This window comes from Halobellus sp. H-GB7, assembly GCF_030848585.1.
Taxonomy (GTDB): Archaea; Halobacteriota; Halobacteria; order Halobacteriales; family Haloferacaceae; genus Haloquadratum; species Haloquadratum inordinatus.
The window spans coordinates 152,504-170,191 of sequence record NZ_JAVDDW010000002.1; the positions used below are offsets into that span (position 1 = coordinate 152,504).

The 17,688-nt window shown below is 56.6% G+C and carries 13 protein-coding genes and 1 tRNA gene; 6 read left to right on the plus strand and 8 right to left on the minus strand.

Going from position 1 to position 17,688, the window contains the following annotated elements; genetic code table 11:
• Nucleotides 1-191: 191 nt before the first annotated feature.
• On the minus strand, nucleotides 192-725 hold the full coding sequence (locus tag RBH22_RS05750) for an Rrf2 family transcriptional regulator (protein WP_121570408.1): 534 nt from the start codon (nucleotides 723-725) through the stop codon (nucleotides 192-194).
• A 192-nt stretch (nucleotides 726-917) separates the two neighbouring features.
• Here RBH22_RS05750 and RBH22_RS05755 point away from each other — a divergent pair, with 192 nt between their 5' ends.
• Nucleotides 918-1,835 carry an NAD-dependent epimerase/dehydratase family protein gene (locus RBH22_RS05755; RefSeq protein WP_256289861.1) on the plus strand — a complete coding sequence of 306 codons (918 nt, stop codon included), beginning with the start codon at nucleotides 918-920 and terminating at the stop codon, nucleotides 1,833-1,835.
• Nucleotides 1,836-1,893: 58 nt separating this feature from the next.
• Nucleotides 1,894-2,799, plus strand: coding sequence for an arginase (gene rocF, locus RBH22_RS05760; protein WP_256289862.1), 906 nt, complete (start codon nucleotides 1,894-1,896; stop codon nucleotides 2,797-2,799).
• Between the two features lie 74 nt (nucleotides 2,800-2,873).
• On the opposite strand, the gene gyrA is transcribed toward rocF, so the two are convergent.
• Both gyrA and gyrB read right to left on the minus strand, forming a co-directional pair.
• Complete coding sequence (gene gyrA / locus RBH22_RS05765; protein WP_306676820.1) at nucleotides 2,874-5,429, minus strand: DNA gyrase subunit A; 2,556 nt, start codon at nucleotides 5,427-5,429, stop codon at nucleotides 2,874-2,876.
• Entirely contained in the window at nucleotides 5,430-7,379 is a 1,950-nt protein-coding gene (gene gyrB, locus RBH22_RS05770) for a DNA topoisomerase (ATP-hydrolyzing) subunit B (RefSeq protein WP_256289864.1), read from the minus strand. It lies immediately after the preceding gene.
• A gap of 295 nt (nucleotides 7,380-7,674) precedes the next feature.
• On the opposite strand from gyrB, the gene RBH22_RS05775 reads away from it, so the two are divergent.
• From RBH22_RS05775 to RBH22_RS05790, 4 genes are all read left to right on the plus strand, one after another.
• Nucleotides 7,675-8,022, plus strand: a complete 348-nt coding sequence (locus tag RBH22_RS05775) for a ferredoxin (RefSeq protein WP_306676821.1) — start codon at nucleotides 7,675-7,677, stop codon at nucleotides 8,020-8,022.
• Nucleotides 8,023-8,097: 75 nt separating this feature from the next.
• Nucleotides 8,098-8,182: transfer RNA gene (locus RBH22_RS05780), tRNA-Leu, on the plus strand.
• A gap of 176 nt (nucleotides 8,183-8,358) precedes the next feature.
• A complete protein-coding gene (locus tag RBH22_RS05785) occupies nucleotides 8,359-9,459 on the plus strand; it encodes a site-specific integrase (protein ID WP_306676822.1) in 1,101 nt (366 codons plus the stop codon).
• Between the two features lie 68 nt (nucleotides 9,460-9,527).
• Nucleotides 9,528-10,538, plus strand: coding sequence for a hypothetical protein (locus RBH22_RS05790; RefSeq protein ID WP_306676824.1), 1,011 nt, complete (start codon nucleotides 9,528-9,530; stop codon nucleotides 10,536-10,538).
• Nucleotides 10,539-11,173: 635 nt separating this feature from the next.
• On the opposite strand, the gene RBH22_RS05795 is transcribed toward RBH22_RS05790, so the two are convergent.
• The 5 genes from RBH22_RS05795 to RBH22_RS05815 all read right to left on the minus strand — a co-directional run bounded on the left by RBH22_RS05795 (nucleotide 11,174) and on the right by RBH22_RS05815 (nucleotide 17,686).
• On the minus strand, nucleotides 11,174-11,611 hold the full coding sequence (locus tag RBH22_RS05795) for a hypothetical protein (RefSeq protein ID WP_306676826.1): 438 nt from the start codon (nucleotides 11,609-11,611) through the stop codon (nucleotides 11,174-11,176).
• 802 nt (nucleotides 11,612-12,413) lie between these two features.
• Nucleotides 12,414-13,379, minus strand: coding sequence for a hypothetical protein (locus tag RBH22_RS05800; RefSeq protein WP_306676827.1), 966 nt, complete (start codon nucleotides 13,377-13,379; stop codon nucleotides 12,414-12,416).
• Nucleotides 13,372-14,010 (minus strand): hypothetical protein, encoded by a 639-nt coding sequence (locus tag RBH22_RS05805; protein ID WP_306676828.1) that lies wholly within the window; start codon nucleotides 14,008-14,010, stop codon nucleotides 13,372-13,374. The genes RBH22_RS05800 and RBH22_RS05805 overlap by 8 nt, the downstream gene beginning before the upstream one ends.
• 687 nt (nucleotides 14,011-14,697) lie before the next feature.
• Nucleotides 14,698-15,609 carry a hypothetical protein gene (locus tag RBH22_RS05810; RefSeq protein WP_306676829.1) on the minus strand — a complete coding sequence of 304 codons (912 nt, stop codon included), beginning with the start codon at nucleotides 15,607-15,609 and terminating at the stop codon, nucleotides 14,698-14,700.
• A 505-nt stretch (nucleotides 15,610-16,114) separates the two neighbouring features.
• Nucleotides 16,115-17,686, minus strand: a complete 1,572-nt coding sequence (locus RBH22_RS05815; protein ID WP_306676830.1) for a site-specific DNA-methyltransferase — start codon at nucleotides 17,684-17,686, stop codon at nucleotides 16,115-16,117.
• Nucleotides 17,687-17,688 lie beyond the last annotated feature (2 nt).

Consider the following 17,688-nt stretch of genomic DNA (forward strand, 5'->3'; position numbering starts at 1 on the left):
GAACGGCTGCAGAGACTCTCTCTTGACCGGGGACGGGATCCACCTCACCCGTCCGTTTTTCTCCTCGTGCTCTCGCTTCGTCGCTGCTCGCGAGCAGCGGCGCTGTTCGGTGGAACACAGCGAAGAACGAGGAACCGAGAGGGTTGCTCAGAATTGGAGAGAGCCGACGGAGTCGCAGCCGTGACGTACTCTCAGTGCGACGCTTCGCCGACGGGCGCGCGCATATCCTTGATGCGGAGGATGAGGATGTTGCCCGTGTCGTCCTTGCCGTCGACGACGCCCTCGATCACGAGTTTCGAGAGCGGTGTCGGACCGACAGTCACGTCGTCGCCCTCGTGGAAGTCACGGACCGAACCCTGAACGTGGATTTCCGCGCGGCACAGTTCCGGGTGGTGGACCGACGAGAGGTCGATCTCGTCGACGTTGACGTTCTCGACTTCCTCGCCGTCGTGGAACAGCGGGACGAACGCCGGCTCGTCCATCTGGTTCACGTCGAGCGCCTCGTAGGCGTTCGCCGTCGGCTTGTAGCCACCTTTCGGGCCAGGTACGCCTTCGACGAGCTGGAGGGCTTTGAGGCTCTGCATCTGGTTTCGGATCGTCCCGGGGTTGCGGTCGACTTCAGCGGCGATGTCCTCGCCCTTTACCGCGTCTTCGCTCTCGCGGTGAAGGTTGATGAGTGCGGTCAGGATAGTTTTCTGACTGGACGTCAGCTCAATCGATGACATATCCAATCGTTCGCCGCATACGGTCTTAAATCCGGTGGATGGATGGATACAGTGTGAAACAGTCTCCCGATTTTCTTCCGATTCAGGCGCGTTCGTCACGTTTTTCTGCTCGCTCGGAGCCACCCTATCAGCAGTGGGTCTCCCACTGACCGATCCGGTACGGCTTTGTGAATCCTCGTTCGTGTGATCGGTATGGAAGATCAACGGATCCTCGTGACTGGGGGTGCCGGATTCATCGGCTCGAATCTCGCGAACCACCTGGCCGAGCGGAACGACGTCGTCGCCGTCGACGATCTCCACCTCGGGACGCCCGAGAATCTCGACGACGGGGTCGAGTTCGTCGACGCGAGCGTCCTCGACGACGACCTGCCCACCGAGGGCGTGGACGTGTTGTTCCACCTCGCGGCGTACTCCTCGTACACGATGGCCGAAGAACACAAGCGCGAGGCGACCCGCGTGAACGTCGAGGGCTTCGTCAACGCCGTCGAGCAGGCCCGCGAAGACGGCTGTGAGACCGTCGTCTACGCCTCGACGTCGTCGATCTACGGCTCGCGGACCGAGCCCTCTCCCGAAGACCTCCCGGTCGAGGCGCGCACCTGCTATGAGGCCTCGAAGCTCGCTCGCGAGAAGTACGGCGAGTACTTCCACCACCACTACGAGATGACGCTGGCCGGCCTGCGCTTTTTCTCCGTCTATCAGGGCTACGGCGGCGCCGAGGAACACAAAGGCGAGTACGCCAACACGGTCGCGCAGTTCGCCGAGAAGATCGCGAACGGCGAGCGACCGAAAGTGTTCGGCGACGGCTCCCAGACGCGGGATTTCACCCACGTCGGCGACATCGTCCGCGGGATCGAACTCGCGGCCGAGCACGAACTCCAGGGCGTCTACAACCTCGGCACCGGCGAGAGCTACACCTTCAACACGATGATCGAGATGATAAACGACGTACTCGGCACCGACGTCGACCCCGAGTACGTCGAGAACCCACTCGACGTCTACGTCCACGACACGATGGCAGACAGCACGAAGATGCGCGAGGCGACCGGCTGGGAGCCCGAAATCTCCTTCGAGGAAGGCGTCGCCCGCGTCTGTGAACCGTATCTGGAGTAAGCGAGGATCAGGATAGCAACGCCAGGCGTAAGGCGACAGCGACGCCTACGGTCGACGTATGACGACCGTACGTATCATCGGCGCGCCGACGGACTACGGCGCGAACCGACGGGGCGTAGATATGGGGCCCTCGGCGATCAGGTACGCCGGACTCGCCGAAGAACTGGAACGCACGGGAGTCGAGGCTGTCGACGACGGCGACGTCCTCGCACCGCACGCCGAAGAACGCGATCCGGACGCCGAGACGCTCCCCTCCGGACGAGCGAAGTTTCTCCGCGAAACTCGCGAAGTGGTGACGAGTCTCGCAGATCGCGTCGAGGGGTCACTCGCGGACGGCGAGGTACCGCTCGTACTCGGCGGCGACCACTCGGTCGCGATCGGCTCTGTGACCGGGTCGGCGCGCGACGCCGAGATCGGTGTCGTGTGGTTCGACGCCCACGGCGACTGCAACACCCCGGAGACGTCGCCGTCGGGGAACGTCCACGGGATGCCGCTGGCGGCCGTCCTCGGCATCGGCGAGTTCGCCGACGTGGCGTGGGCCAACGCGAGCGGACTGCGCCCCAAAAACGTCGCGATCGTCGGGCTTCGCGACGTCGACGAGCGCGAACGCAAAGCGATCGCAGAGACCGACGTGACCACCTTCACGATGTCCGACATCGACGAACGGGGGATCACGAACGTCGTCGACGATGCGCTCGACGTGGCCACCACTGGAACAGACGGTCTCCACGTGAGCCTCGATCTCGACTGGCTCGATCCCCGTGAAGCACCGGGCGTCGGGACCCCCGTTCGCGGCGGCGTCACGTACCGCGAAGCCCACTCGGCGCTCGAAGCGGTCGCCGACCGCGACTGCCTCCGCTCGCTCGAACTCGTCGAGATCAACCCGATCCTCGACGAACGCAACGAAACAGCGTCGCTCGCGGTCGAGTTAGCGGCGAGCGCGCTCGGAAAACAGATCCTCTGACGCTCTATGCGACGTCACCGCACACCGGATTTCCGGTGAACCGTCGGCGAGATGACCGCTCGCCCTGAACGCCGCTATTCGGCTTCGGTATCGTCGTCAGCGTCGACTTCAGCCTCGGCTTCGTCTTCGAGTTCGTCCTCCGCACCCGCCGCGAAGTGCACGTCGACGCTCGCGACGGCGTCGCCGGCGGCGAGATCCATCACGATGACGCCCATCGTGTTTCGACCCACGATGGAGACGTCTTCGACGGGCGTCCGGAGGATCTGCCCGTCACCGCTCATCACGAACAGGTGGTCGCCGGGGCCGACCGTCTCTAACTCACAGACGCGGCCGTTGCGGTCGTTCGTCTTGATGTCGATGAGGCCCTTCCCGTTCCGGGACTGTCGGCGGTACTGTCCGACGTCGGTCCGCTTGCCGTAGCCGTTCTCGGTGACGGTGAGGACCCACTCGTGGCGGTCAGGTTCGACGGCCGCCAGCGCGGCGACCTCGTCGCCGCCCTCCAGGTCGATCCCGCGGACGCCGCGGGCCGAGCGGCCCATCGACCGGACTTCGTCCTCGGCGAAGCGGATCGCCATTCCGTCGCGACTCGCGAGGATCAGGTCCCGACTCCCGTCGGTGACTTCGACGTCGGCGAGGGCGTCCTCGTCGTCGAGTTTCGTCGCGATGATCCCCGTCGAACGGATGTTCTGGAACTTTTCGACGCTCGTCCGCTTGACGTACCCGTTCCGGGTCGCCATCGTGAGGTACTTCTCCTCCTCGGATTCGATCTCGGCGGTGTTGACGACGGCGGTGATCTCCTCGCCGTCGTCGAGATCGAGCAGATTGACGGCAGACTTCCCGCGGGCGGTGCGGGACATCTCCGGAACCTGATAGGTCTTCAGCTGATAGACCTGTCCGTGGTTGGTGAAGTACAGCAGATAATCGTGAGTGCTCGCGACGTACACCGAGGAGACCCGGTCGCCTTCCTTCAATTCGGTGCCGATGATCCCCTTCCCGCCGCGGTGCTGGGCGCGGAAGCTGTCCAGCGGCATCCGCTTGATGTAGTCGTCCTTGGTGACGACGACCACGACGTCCTCCTCGGCGATGAGGTCCTCGTGTGTGACCGTGCCGGTGTCTTCGATGATCGACGTCCGCCGGTCGTCGTCGTATTCGTCTTTGATCTTCGCCAGTTCGTCTGTGACGACGGCGTCGAGTTCGTCGGGGTCCTCGAGGATCGTTTCGAGGCGCTCGATCCGTTCTTGGACCTCCTCGTACTCGGATTCGATCTCGTCGGCTTCCATCGCAGTGAGCGACCCGAGCTGCATCGCGACGATGTGATCGGCCTGCGCTTCCGAGAAGTCGAAAGACGGCAGCGGCTCGCCGTCCGCCTCGACGACGTGCTCGCCGCGCAGTGCGGCTTTCGCGTCGTCACGGCTCTCGGAGTTTCGGATGACGGAAACGACGTCGTCGACGTTCTCTAGAGCTTGCAGTCGGCCTTCGAGAATGTGGGCGCGCTCTTTCCGCTCGTCGAGTTCGTACGCCGAACGGCGACGGACGACGTCGCGTCGGTGCTTGACGTACTCTTCGAGGGTCTCTTTCAGCGTGAGGACCTTTGGTTGGCCGTCGACGAGCGCGAGGTTGATGACGCCGAACGTCGATTCGAGGTGGTGTTCCAGCAGTTGGTTTTTGACGATCTCGGCGTTGGCACCGCGCTTGAGCTCGACGACGACGCGGATGCCGTCGCGGTCGGACTCGTCGCGCAGATCGCGGATGCCCTCGATCTTCCCTTCGTTGACGTCGTCGGCGATGCGTTCGACGAGTCGCGCTTTGTTCTCCTGATACGGGAGTTCGGTGATGACGATCCGGTCGTCTTGGACCTCGAACTCGGCACGGACGCGGACCCGACCGCGACCCGTCTTGTACGCCTTGTGGATCGCGTTGCGGCCGACGATGTTCGCGCCGGTCGGGAAGTCCGGCCCCTTGACGTACTCCATTAGATCCTCGACGGTGGCGTCGGGGTTCTCGATGAGGTGAGTCGTCGCGTCGATCACCTCACCCAGGTTGTGCGGTGGGATGTTCGTAGACATCCCGACTGCGATCCCCGAAGAGCCGTTGATCAGGAGGTTCGGGAACGCCGAGGGCAGGACCTCGGGTTCCTCCAGCCGGTCGTCGTAGTTCGACTGGAAGTCGACGGTGTCCATCTCGATGTCGTCGAGGAGTTCCTCGGCGATGGGAGCCATCCGCGCCTCCGTGTACCGCATCGCCGCCGGCGGGTCGCCGTCGACGGAGCCGAAGTTCCCCTGACCGTCGACGAGCGGGTAGCGCATCGAGAAGTCCTGCGCCATCCGTGCGAGCGTGTCGTAGATCGCCGAGTCGCCGTGCGGGTGGTAATCACCCATCGTCTCGCCGACGATCGAGGACGACTTCCGGTGCGAGGAGCGGGCGGTGATGCCCGACTCGTGCATCGCATAGAGGATGCGCCGGTGGACGGGTTTGAGGCCGTCCCGGACGTCCGGGAGTGCCCGCCCCGCGATGACCGACATCGCGTAGTCGATGTAAGACTGTTCCATCTCCTGTTCGATCCGTGCGGTCTCGACCTCCGCGGCGATGCCCGCCCCGGGATCGAAGGCCTCTGGTGCGTCAGAACTCATCTATATGTCCACCCATTCGGCTTCGGTCGCTCGGTCTTTGATGAACTGCTTGCGCGGTTCGACGGCGTCGCCCATCAGCACGGAAAACATCTTGTCCGCCGCAGCGGCGTCCTCTACGGTGATCTGCTTGAGAACCCGGTTCTCGGGGTTCATCGTCGTATCCCAGAGCTGATCGGGGTTCATCTCACCGAGGCCCTTGAACCGCTGGACCTGCGTGGGGTTGCCGTTGCACTTCTCTTCGATGATGCGGTCGCGTTCGGCCTCCGTCATCGCGTCGTAGGTCTCCCCGCGGTAGCGGACGCGGTACAACGGCGGCTTGGCCGCGTAGACGTAGCCCGCTTCGACGAGCGGCCGCATATGGCGATACAACAGCGTCAGAAGCAGCGTCCGGATGTGTGCGCCGTCGACGTCGGCGTCCGTCATCAGGATGATCCGCTCGTAGCGGACGTCCTCGATGTCGAACTCCTCACCGACACCCGCGCCGATCGCGGTGATGAGCGCTCGCACTTCGTCGTTCTCCAGCACGCGGTCGAGCCGGTGTTTCTCGACGTTCAGGATCTTCCCTTTGATCGGGAGGATAGCCTGGAAGCGGCGGTCGCGACCCTGCTTTGCGCTACCGCCCGCCGAGTCACCCTCGACGACGAACAGCTCGGACTCGGCGGGATCGCGGCTCTGACAGTCCGCGAGTTTACCCGGCAGCGACGTCGACTCCAGCGCGGATTTCCGGCGGGTGAGTTCCTCGGCCTGCTTGGCGGCCTTGCGGGCCTTCGCGGCCTCGACCGCCTTGCTGACGATCGCTGTGGCAGTGTCGGGATGCTCCTCGAAGTACGTCCCCAGTTTCTCGTGGGTGACGGATTCGGTGATCCCGCGCACTTCGCTGTTGCCGAGTTTCGTCTTCGTCTGTCCCTCGAACTGTGGATCGGGGTGTTTGACGGAAATGACTGCGGTCAGTCCCTCGCGGACGTCCTCGCCCTTCAGGGAGTCGAGGTCGTCCAGCAAGTCGTGCTCGCTGGCGTAGTCGTTGACGACGCGGGTCAGCGCCGTTTTGAAGCCAGTGAGGTGGGTCCCGCCCTCGCGGGTGTTGATGTTGTTTGCGAAGGCGTGAATCGAGCCCTGCAGTTCCTCTGTTGCCTGCAACGCCACTTCGACCTCGATGTCGTCCTCGGTGTCGGTGTAGTAGATGACGTCGTCGTGGAGGACGGTCTTCGTCTCGTCGAGATAGCGGACGAACTCGCGGATGCCGCCCTCGTAGCAAAACTCGCGTGAGCGCCCCTCGGGGACGGTCTCGTCGTCTTCGTCGCCGACGGCACCGGGTTCTTCGACGAGTCGGATCTCGACGCCGGAGTTGAGGAAGGCGAGTTCGCGAAGTCGGTTTTCGAGCGTCGAAAACTCGAAGTCGACCGTCTCGAAGATCTCCTCGTCGGGCCAGAAACGAACGGTCGTGCCCGTCTCTTCGTCCTCGTCGAGGTCGCGGACGCGCTCGAAGGCGCCCGCCTCGGGTTCGCCGTGGTCGAAGCTGTCTCGCCAGAGCGCGCCGTCGCGCTTGATCTCGACTTCGAGGCGGCTCGATAGCGCGTTGACGACGGAGACGCCGACGCCGTGGAGCCCGCCGGAGACCTGGTAGGATTTGTTGTCGAACTTCCCGCCGGCGTGGAGGACAGTCATAATAACCTCGACGGCGGGGCGATCGTACTGCTCGTGGGTGTCGACCGGGACGCCCCGGCCGTTGTCGGAGACCGACACCGAGCCGTCGTCGTGGAGCGTGACTTCGATGTGGTCGCAGTACCCCGCGAGCGCTTCGTCGATCGCGTTGTCGACGACCTCGTAGACGAGGTGATGTAACCCTCGCGAGTCCGTCGACCCGATGTACATCGCCGGGCGCTTCCTGACGGCTTCTAAGCCTTCGAGGACCTGAATCTGCCCGGCCCCGTACTCAGTATCGCGTGACATTGAACGTGTCTTCGTTAAGCTACCTCCATTCTTAAACCCTCGCACGCGCGGGCGCGAAACTACGTATGATACCACGCCTCGGGAGAGCAGTTTCACAGATCGTTCGATCAAGCGCACCACGGCGGCCAGTAAGGGCGTCCTACTGGGGCTGATACTGTCGGACAGAACTGTGTGAAGCGTATCGGCACCCCGTGGGTGCCAACATAGTTCACGAACTGCTGTCCGACAGTATGGGACCACGTGCCGACCTCGGTGAACCGACAGCGCAAAGACGACCGCGCGGCTACGAGCCGGTATGAGCGACGCCGAGGACGAGCCGCTGAAGCCCAGCGACGTCGGCGACGAGTCGAACGCCCCGCCGATCTCCGAGAAGCCCTACAAGATCATCTTCGAGGGGAACAAATGCATCGGGGCCGGCCGCTGTGCGGAGGTCGCCGACAACTGGGAGATGGACATCAAATCCGGTCTCGCCAATCCGAAATCGTACTTCATCGGCGAGGACGATCTCGAAGAGAACATCCGTGCTGCGGAGGTCTGTCCCGGAAAGAAAGACAAAGGCGTCATCCACGTCGTCGACCGGCGGACTGACGAAGAGATCGCACCGGATCCGCACGGCGACGGGACGCTCAGCGTCGACTGGTAGGCGAGCGACGACGTGCGTTCCGCCCGACAGGCGAAGCGAAACCACTAACCGGCCGTCCGCGGAATGGCCGCTTGCGCGGGGGTGGCTGAGCTAGGCCAAAGGCGGCGGACTTAAGATCCGCTCCCGTAGGGGTTCGTGGGTTCAAATCCCATCCCCCGCATCCGAATCCTCACTCTAGAGCCTCAATACCCCAGAATTCTGTTCTCGAGGTGATCAAATAGCTATGCACCGACAGAACACTTCGGTTCAGCCGAACGAGGAGAATCGCAGGACAGAGACAGAAGTGCGTAGTGTCGTAGGTCCGTTTGAGTTCAACCCAACGAACAGGGGCTCAGTATGAGCGGATACGAGTTCCCAGTCGTGCCAGACAAGACCCGCGCGTATCTCAACGAGAAACAGCTAGTCGACTACAAAGCCTACCGAAAACCGTTTCTGGAGTGGCTCAGCGTATTTGGGAAGGATCCAGACACTGTCCAGGGCTACGCTACAGATACGGTGAAACGGACCGCCTATCGGATCGGGAAGTGGGAGCGATGGGTCTGGACCAATGGAGATGGATACACCGTCCCACTGTCGTGCGAGGATGCCGACGAGTATATGCGATATCTCGCGACAAACGAGTTCTCGAACTCCCACCGCTCCAACACCCAATCGTCGCTGAAGCGGTACTTCAAATGGCGCCACCTCGAGTTCGATGAACCGGAGTGGGAGCCAGAGTTTACATTCTCCAGCAATGGATCCACCAACCCACGAGATTACCTGACGGAGAGCGAGCGGAAGCAGATACGCGAAGCAGCCCTCGACTACGGAAGCATTCCGAGCTACGATTCATTAACACCGACAGAGCGCACCAAATGGAAGCGCCACGTTAGCCAGGTGTTGCGCAAACCAATGGAGGAGGTGACGCCCGATGACTGGGAGACTGTCAACGGGTGGAAGATCACCTCGCTCGTCTGGACCAGTCTGGATACCGGATTGAGGCCGATCGAAGTCGAACGCGCGCGCACCTCTTGGGTTGACACCGAGAACAAGGTACTCCGGATTCCAGTCCAAGATTCATCGAAAAACGAGAACAACTGGATTGTAAGCGTTACCACGAGGACTGCCGATGCGCTGGAACGGTGGTTAGGTGAGCGGAAGGAGTACGAACAGTACCAAGAGACTGACGCGCTATGGTTGACGCGCGAGGGAAATCCCTATCAATCGGGCTCTCTTCGACGGCTGATTCGGAAACTCTGTGAGGAAGCCGGGATCGACACCGAGAACCGCAAGATGAGTTGGTATTCGATCAGACACTCAGTAGGGACTGGAATGGCCAAAGAACGAGGCCTCGCTGCAGCACAGGCTCAGCTTCGTCACGAGGCGATTCAGACCACCGCGAAGTATGATCAGGTTCCAGTTGACGAACGGCGCGACGCGCTCGACAAAATGGGATAATAGCTATGGGATTCGATTCACGAATAAACGCTTACAGAAGCAATCACTCAGAGACGGACTCTACAGCGATGTCCTCAGATAAATCCACAAGCGACCTACTCGAGATGCTCCGGACGTGCCAGGAACGGCACGGCGAGTGCACAGTGAGCATCTTCGAGACCGACGACGACTTCTGCGCGCCGTCGACGATCATCGATCGCTTCGGCACGTGGGAGGAGGCCTGCAACCGAGCAGGCCTCACGGACCCCGAGAGGTATGGGGACGAAGACAGCACTTCGAGACGCGGGAACCAGCGCTACTCCGACGAGGAGATGCTCGAGATGCTCCAAGAGTGCAAAGAGCATCACGGCGACTGCGCACCGCGCACGTTCAACTCAGATTCGGACTTCTGTTCGGTTTCAGCGGTGATGCGCCGGTTCGGCTCTTGGAACGAGGCGAAAGAGCAGGCCGGCATTGAGGAGGATCTCTCGGGGAAGTCCGGTCGGAAGCAACAGTATTCGGACGAACAGCTCCTGTCGCACCTAACGGAACTCCAGAACCGACACGGCAAATGTACGACTGAACTGTTGCGCCAGGAGAGAGACCTGATTGCCCCGTCTGTCGTGATCGAACGCTTCGGTTCGTGGAAAGAGGCCAAGCGACGGGCGGGACTACAACTCGACGAACGGGCCTCGAATTCACGCCCGCAGGAGTACTCCGACGAAGAGTACCTCGAACTCCTTCGGAAGTGCGAGGAGAAATACGGGAAGGTGACCCAGCGCACCTTCGATAGCGACGAGGACTTCCCTTCGTCGGGAGCGGTTCGGAAACGATTCGGATCGTGGTCCGAGGCCAAGAAACAGGCCGGTCTCAACACCGGACACACCTCGAAATACACGAAAGACGAGCTGCTGGAGATGCTCCGAACGTGTAAGGACCGACACGGGACGTGTACGGCCCACGTCTTCGCTTCCGACAACGATTTTTGCTCTCCAGAGACGGTTCAGCGAGCCTTCGGTTCCTGGACTGACGCAAAACAATCAGTCTCCTCTGAAACGGACCAGAGCACGAGTGGATCCGATGTAGAGGATCCTGAGTGAGACCTCCGTAACGTTCCCAGTGAGGAATCCTGGATTCTCGTGCTCTGACACCCACGTTGAGGCTAACGAGGCCAATTACATTGATACACTGAGCACCGATACAGGTCAGATCTCAGCGAGTCTGCTTCGGGAACACCGTGCTACACCACAACAAGAATTACTACATCAACAACGATCACGTGGATACCAACCACGAGAAGCAAGTCGAACGGATCCAAGCAGTCACGACAATACCTATCGACAGAAGTTTGATTAGGTCACAGACGCGGAGTTCGGAAGTACCCTCCTCAGTGGCGATGTGCGGATTTAGATCGGAATTGTTCAGTGAAGCCAATGTTGAATCCTGGATGTCCAAGAAGAGGTGTGAAGATGCCGTGATCAATCGTGAACGGCAGTGTGATTGGCCCCAGACACGGGAGCCACGCTGCTCAGCCGAGACCGCTCATTCGTCTTATCGGACAGTCTTTGACTGCGAGCAATAGGATTGATCACTGAGACATAATTTTACGGTCGTGTAGAAACCCTCAATCCAGGGTGGTTTCCGAGGACGCGTTAGTGCGGGATGAAGCTATTGTAAGATATCTCCGACATATACACGAATCGCTCAATTCAGATTAACAGTTGACTACAATATATCAGGTTTCCACGAGCCTTATTTTCTCGTTAGCTCTACTGATGTGTCGTTTCACTTCCTCGGTGTGTTCATCACCCACAACTAATACGGCACGCTCATATTCGTTCTTTTTAGCGGTCTGCATAGTGTTTACCGCTATTGCATAATTCCTAGGTGCAGCTGTTGCAGCGACGAAACTAACGAAGAGTATCGTTAAAAATATTACCAGAGTAAATACTGCACTGCTCAGTCCGGCTGTGAAATATATGAGAGCAACAAGAACAATCACCAGCCAATTTACGAACGCCCAAGCCTTCCGTGCTTCAGAAACTAATGGCGTGATCGGCATATCCACCTTGATTTGATCAACATCGCTCTTCTCAGATAATTCATTAGTGAGCTCCTGGTCTGAGCCAAATGGAATACTGAGGAGTTTCAGAGAAAAAGTCCAGACTGCCAAGCTCAATAAAATTAGAGGGACGGCAACCAGGTTGCGTAACTTCTCTCTATCATCATCGGGTTCCGTCCGTCTTTCTACCAGAACAACCTCTGGTTCTCCATTCAGGGCTTCTATAATCTCTTCTCTTCTTTCTGTTGAATCCCAGTGGATGTGTCTTCCTCCAGAGACCTACAAGTCCATTGATATTTCAGAATGATATCTAAGCTCTTAGATTTATTCCCCACTCGGCGTCCGATTGACCAATAAGCAGGCAGAGCCCTACGGCTGCTTGGGCTGTGAAGTCTCGAAATAAACCCCGTGGCAAATCTCCTAGGACATCATAACAAGATGCAAAAGGCGGTGACACGGTCTCAGCCAGCATCCAGCGTGCATCTATAAACAACTTAGTTTAGTTGCACCTCACTTATTTTGCTTCCACTATCAAAATCTTGCATACTTGTACTATATACTGTAAGCACTACCGCGAGAGAACACAGTGGGGGGCGAAGGAGGGACCTCAGGGACAGCGGGTGACAGGAGTTCCAAGTCTCCGAAGGCGTGTACGATACTGACCGTCAGGTACTAAGAAAACGAGTATCCAATACGGAAGACGCAGACTTCATCGAAGAGAGCGTTCTTTGTTGTAATCCAATGTGGTGCGTCGGGTGATCAGTACTCGTTCACCGTGATTCTGCTCTCATCTGACCACCACTCCTCATTGTCTGCTATACACATTGGAAACTGAGTTATCTTACTACCATTTCCCCTCACTATATACTATACACATTGGGGATCAGACGTCGGAACCACCCAACACCGTCCACTACTGCACGTATCTTCCAGAGAAAGTATCAGAGTTCGTCCTGATCGCTTTCTCGATTGTTCCATCAGCGTATGTTGAGCCATCCGCGTAACGCCTCTCATCCCACTTCTCCCGGTATCGGGTTGACCGACGGATACACTGATACATCAGCTGAGTATCCTCTCGACACCAAAAGGCGAGGTCTGACACGAAAGCGAGATCCGCTTCGCTCGTCGATGGGTATGTACCTGCGCCCGAACTCTCCCACAGTTCTTTCGCTCGAACTGCAGAATCACGCCCATCAGCAGCGTAAGCGTCGATCGTCCGTTTTATCTGCCTGACAGAGGGACCACTCTCATCGCCATCTGATTTCGATTGCACCTCGGTCGAAATACTCCGTCGGGTACCATCCGTCTGGGGCGCCGACGTAGAGGTATCCGCATCGTTGGCCTCCGGTAAGTACTCCTGCTGCAGTTCTCGGAAGAACTGACCTCCCTCACCGATCACCGAACGCTCTCCGAGCAGATCCGCTGTCAATACGATCTGCCGGTTTGAATCGTACACTTCGATGGATCCGCGCTGGTCGAGAGGACCCTTGTGGTTGCGCTCGGAGAGCCGTTGACCCCGACAAATAATGTGTAGCCCGGACCCGGATCTCGAAACTTCCGTGTAAGTTGACAATTCTTCGACGATGTCCGTCACCTCTCTACTGTGATTCGGGGGGAATCCAACATCATCTAGATCGATCACCGCAAACGGGTCACCCTCATTGAACACAAACCCGAGCTCTGCGTCCGCGCTGACTGCCTCCGCACGAGCCTCATCGAACGAGAGCTGATTTGACTTCTTCTGCCACCCCTCTGCGGGGTGAATCGGCTTTTTATTCTCCGTCACTATCCACTGGTCGTACTTCCGGAGCTCGTCCGGGACCGATTCCCAGCGTTCGGTGTCGTCGATTCGGCTCTGTTGTGAACTGGTATCACTCATTGTTCTGCCTCCGGAACGTATAATCAATTAAATTCTTGATACTATTGGCATCCAGCCTGGGGAGCACCTCAACAGCGCGACCCGCGACATAGGATTCTACCGCCTCTTCCTGGTCGGAGTACATCTCGTACATTGCAAATCCGACGCAGGCGCCATCTGCCCCCGAGTAGTGGCGACTGTAGCCTCTGAGATCTTGAATCCGTATCTGTCTGAGGGCGTATTTCTTGGCGACGTCCTGCACCTCACACTGCTGCAAAATGGCGTCACATCGCTGTAGCTTCGCTTCCCGGCGGACGAGATTGTTATCTCCAACTTCCTTCTGTCCACGGTTCCACTGCCTCTTCCATAGCCGGTCAAACAACTCCCGTCGATCCCGGAACTCACCAACCCAATCAATATCTCTGGGGTAGAATGTCGTTCGGGCCGAGGAGGGGCTCAATTCGGGCGTATCTGCAGCCACACTACTGGCCGATTTCCATCCCTTATCGGTATACTGAGCATCTGCACGATCACTCAGCGCGTCTGGCTGCCAATTCCAGTCGCTCTGCTGGAGATCCGTGTTGAATTCGTTTTCTGCAATATCGACACTACTCTGGGGGCCGGCGTTGCGTACCTTGGTATTGGTTATCATAGTCTCTCCAGCACCGGAGAGACAGCCTGCTGGCTGATCGCAGAGACTGGAGTTACGTTCCGCGTCCCTCCAGTGGTTGTGAGACTGTCCCCCGGTGCGACGTTCGGAGAGAGTAGATAGACCAGAGAGCAAGGAGTAGTGCTCGTCCTTGCTTGTCTATACTCTGGGCTCCCGAAGTATTAAATCTGGAGTAAACCAGTGTGCGTTGCAAACGCTAAAACTGAGTTCTCGAGCATCTGACTAGAGTTGTGCTTACTAGGATCTAGGAGCCCCCGGTAGTGATAAGAACGGTCTCCTGACGAGTTCGTCGTAGGCTTTGACCTACAGTGCAGCGTGTCATAGAAAAATCCGCATAGTTGTCTGCGTATTCAGCGTTAGCGGCTCCAAGATCGTCATCTCGGTTCTCACAGCAGTTGTGCGCTCCACGTTGAATCGCCGTTGATATTGATGAAATATCAGTATCCGTATCAGAGCGCGCTATCTCTGACTGATTCTATAGCCCGCGCACTAAGTGCACGCTCTTCTAAACCTGTAACGGCCAGAAACAGTACTCAGTGAGACCAAAGCGTGGGACGGATTCTATGACACGCTGCGAGATCGCTCAATACAGTGGACTCACCCGTCAATCGTCTTTTGGGTAAGCTCCCGACTTTGTTGGAATATTTAGATCTTAATACTGAAGTGGCATCACCTGATTTCTGGATGTTCAATATTTGGGATTCTATCCTCTTGAGAAGACGTCCCCGTGTCTAAGATTTCCCTCAGGTCGGCACCGTCATCGTACTCTTCACCATCTTTTTGTACTGCCTCCTTGGCGAAAAGGAACTCATCACTTTCAACGTCAACACATCGTAGATAATGTGGCCCCTGAGGACCTCTTCCATCTTTGAACCACAACAGGAGAGCCACGGTTGTTTTTCCCTCGCCGTTCTTTTCAGCACAACGAACTACGCTATTTGCGGGAGGCCATTTGTGCAAGCTGAACAGTTTCTTCCACTCTTCTGGGATGTTTTCAGTGAATACCGTAAGAGGAACAGTATGGGTCTCTACCGAACTATCAGACGCAATCGCGTTCCCGTCTGCATTCAAGAATATCGAACTTTTATTATTGCTGTATAGTTCTGAGACTACCTCTTTCCATTCTCCGGCAATCATCGGGAGGCTAGCGGTGTACCGCCCATCTTCCGTCTCGATATATAATTCAACACGAAGATCGTGGGCAGGTGCAAGACCAATATTTGAAATATCAACCTCAAGATATTCGGTTTGGTATAGGACTAGATTATCTGGGAGATTGGCTGACGCACAATTGTCTTCTTGATAGTTTTTTGATTCTTGATATTCTACCGGTGTGTGGTCTGCCACTCTCAATAGGGCTGTTTGTTGATACTCTGTGAGATTCTTTTGCTCTGAGATGATTTCCCGTTGCTTGTCGTAAACATACAGAAGCAAGATACTCACTAAGACTGACGCCCCAGCCCCAATACCACCAATAATTCCTGGGAGACCATACGGCGGTGATGGTATTTTATAAATATTATAAATCCCAGCTGTATCAACGAAAAATATAATTAATATTGAAAAGATCCCAATAGTCATTACCGATATCAAATACTCCCAATGCTTGTGCGATAAGTCATCTATCCCGAATCTCATAGCCATTCATTCATCCATCATCTGTGATAAGCCGTCATAAGTTGAGCCAACGACAACCAATACACACGCAAGTGCTCACGGTTTATTCATTCGAGGGAACCGCGAAATAATTCAATGTGGTCAAATTCCGCGACACCACACGCTTGCACACCCCCCCGCGGTGTGTTCTCTCTGCGGAGCTGTATGTGTTCATCTCACGACATTTACAGTAGCTTCGATTCAGTGCGACAACCGCCACGAGACCTTCTAAGCACGTGTCGACAGTGGCGCTATATGTGACATCCACAATCTCGTGAGGGACCACACCGGACCAATGTCACGGAAAGTGGAAAAAAATCGCCCGTTAAGACTGCGATCGCAATATCCGCTGACTCTCTTTGTCGACTAATTGTGTACTTCGCTACTATCACCCTTCGTCACGGCTGAATACCTCGGATTAATAGCTATTTTAGCTGGTCTCGTCGAAGTTTCCAAGTACTGTCTGTTTTCCATCCTTCTCGTCGACTTCTTGCTGCGGGTTTTCAACTTGGATGCCAAGATTTGAGATTAAAGGTACCCAGTGAGTTGATTGATATCGCTTCCACTCACCGTTCTCAGTCATCAGTCTCCACTGATCGAAAGTGAATTCCGTTTGGTACCAATGGTGGACTCCGTCAGGGTAGACATAGAGAGGATTTATCGAAGAGATATCGAGTACTTGGGAAGCAATCTCTTCAAACCAGTCCTCGGCAGAATATGCGTTTAGTTCGAAGTCGACTTCGTAATAGTCTCCAGATCCTCTGTTTGCTGAGATTAAGTTTTCTGCTGCTTGGTCGAATATATCGTTGAGTTTTCGGACTTGGTCGGTGCCGAAATAGTACAGTTGTGTCCGTGGTTTAGCATTAGTACCAATAGTTTCTGGGTCTGTGACTGCTAGCACGGAACTCAGGTCTTTCCGTTGAATGTCAATTTCTTCGTTGTTAACCAGCTCTCTTTGCAGTCGGAAAGCGTATTTGTGGATTCGGAGTGCCCAGATGAGATATTCGAGGTTGTGATCGCCTTCTTCATCAAATAGGGTTTGCTGTTCGGTCTGTTGTTTAGTATCCTGTTTCTCAATAGCAGGGAGAACGTGTTTATGATAGTATTCGATGAAGTCTTGGTTGAGCTCGAATCCGATTGGACGACGGTCTAACCGTTTTGCTACAGCTAAGGTGGATCCAACGCCGGCGAACGGGTCTAAGACTACGTCACCAGGGTCGGTGGCTAATTTGATGATTCGTTCGACAAGAGGTTCCGGAAACGGACTCGGATGGTAGTTGAGTTTGGGTCCCCACTCCCCCTGTTTGGGGATCGGGAACTCCCATATGTTCTCAGGTAATTTTCCTTTCGGATGATATCTTTCTGGGTAATTCACCCACCATCGGCCGAATTCGTCTGTGTCTTGGATACGGATGGAATCAGCGTTGTACTTGTAGTTGTCCGTCTTGGCGTACATCGATATGTGTTCGTAGATGTTCCGTAGCTGGCCTTTTTTTCGCCAAGGACGAGTCCGCTGCTTGTTCCATATAAGATGATCTTTCAGCTGCCAAGATTCATCGAGAGGATTAATGTCTTCTCCACAGATGTCACAGTGCAGTATCCCGGTTCCTCTGTCTCGCTGAAGCCGGCCATTACAATCCTCGTCAGGACAGAGACGGCGTTTTTCCAGATTTTCTAGCTCATCAGCTATATCGAACGGAGGACGGACAATGCGATTATTCCGACGAAAGGTATCTGTGACAATCCACAGTGTACACTCGTCAGAGGCCACATCGTAGCACTGCTTAAAAATGATACGTAGGTCTTCTATAAAGTCCTCATACAGTTGTTCGCCTATTTGTTCTTCTTGGTCGCCGTAGTCCTGCATATCGGCGTAAGGAGGCGAAGTAATGATTGCATCTACCACTCCATCGGTTGATCCAAACCATTTTTCGAGCACAGATTTTAGATTCCGCGCATCAGCTTGATGGATATCAAAGACGGAATCCGAAGTCACACCCATCG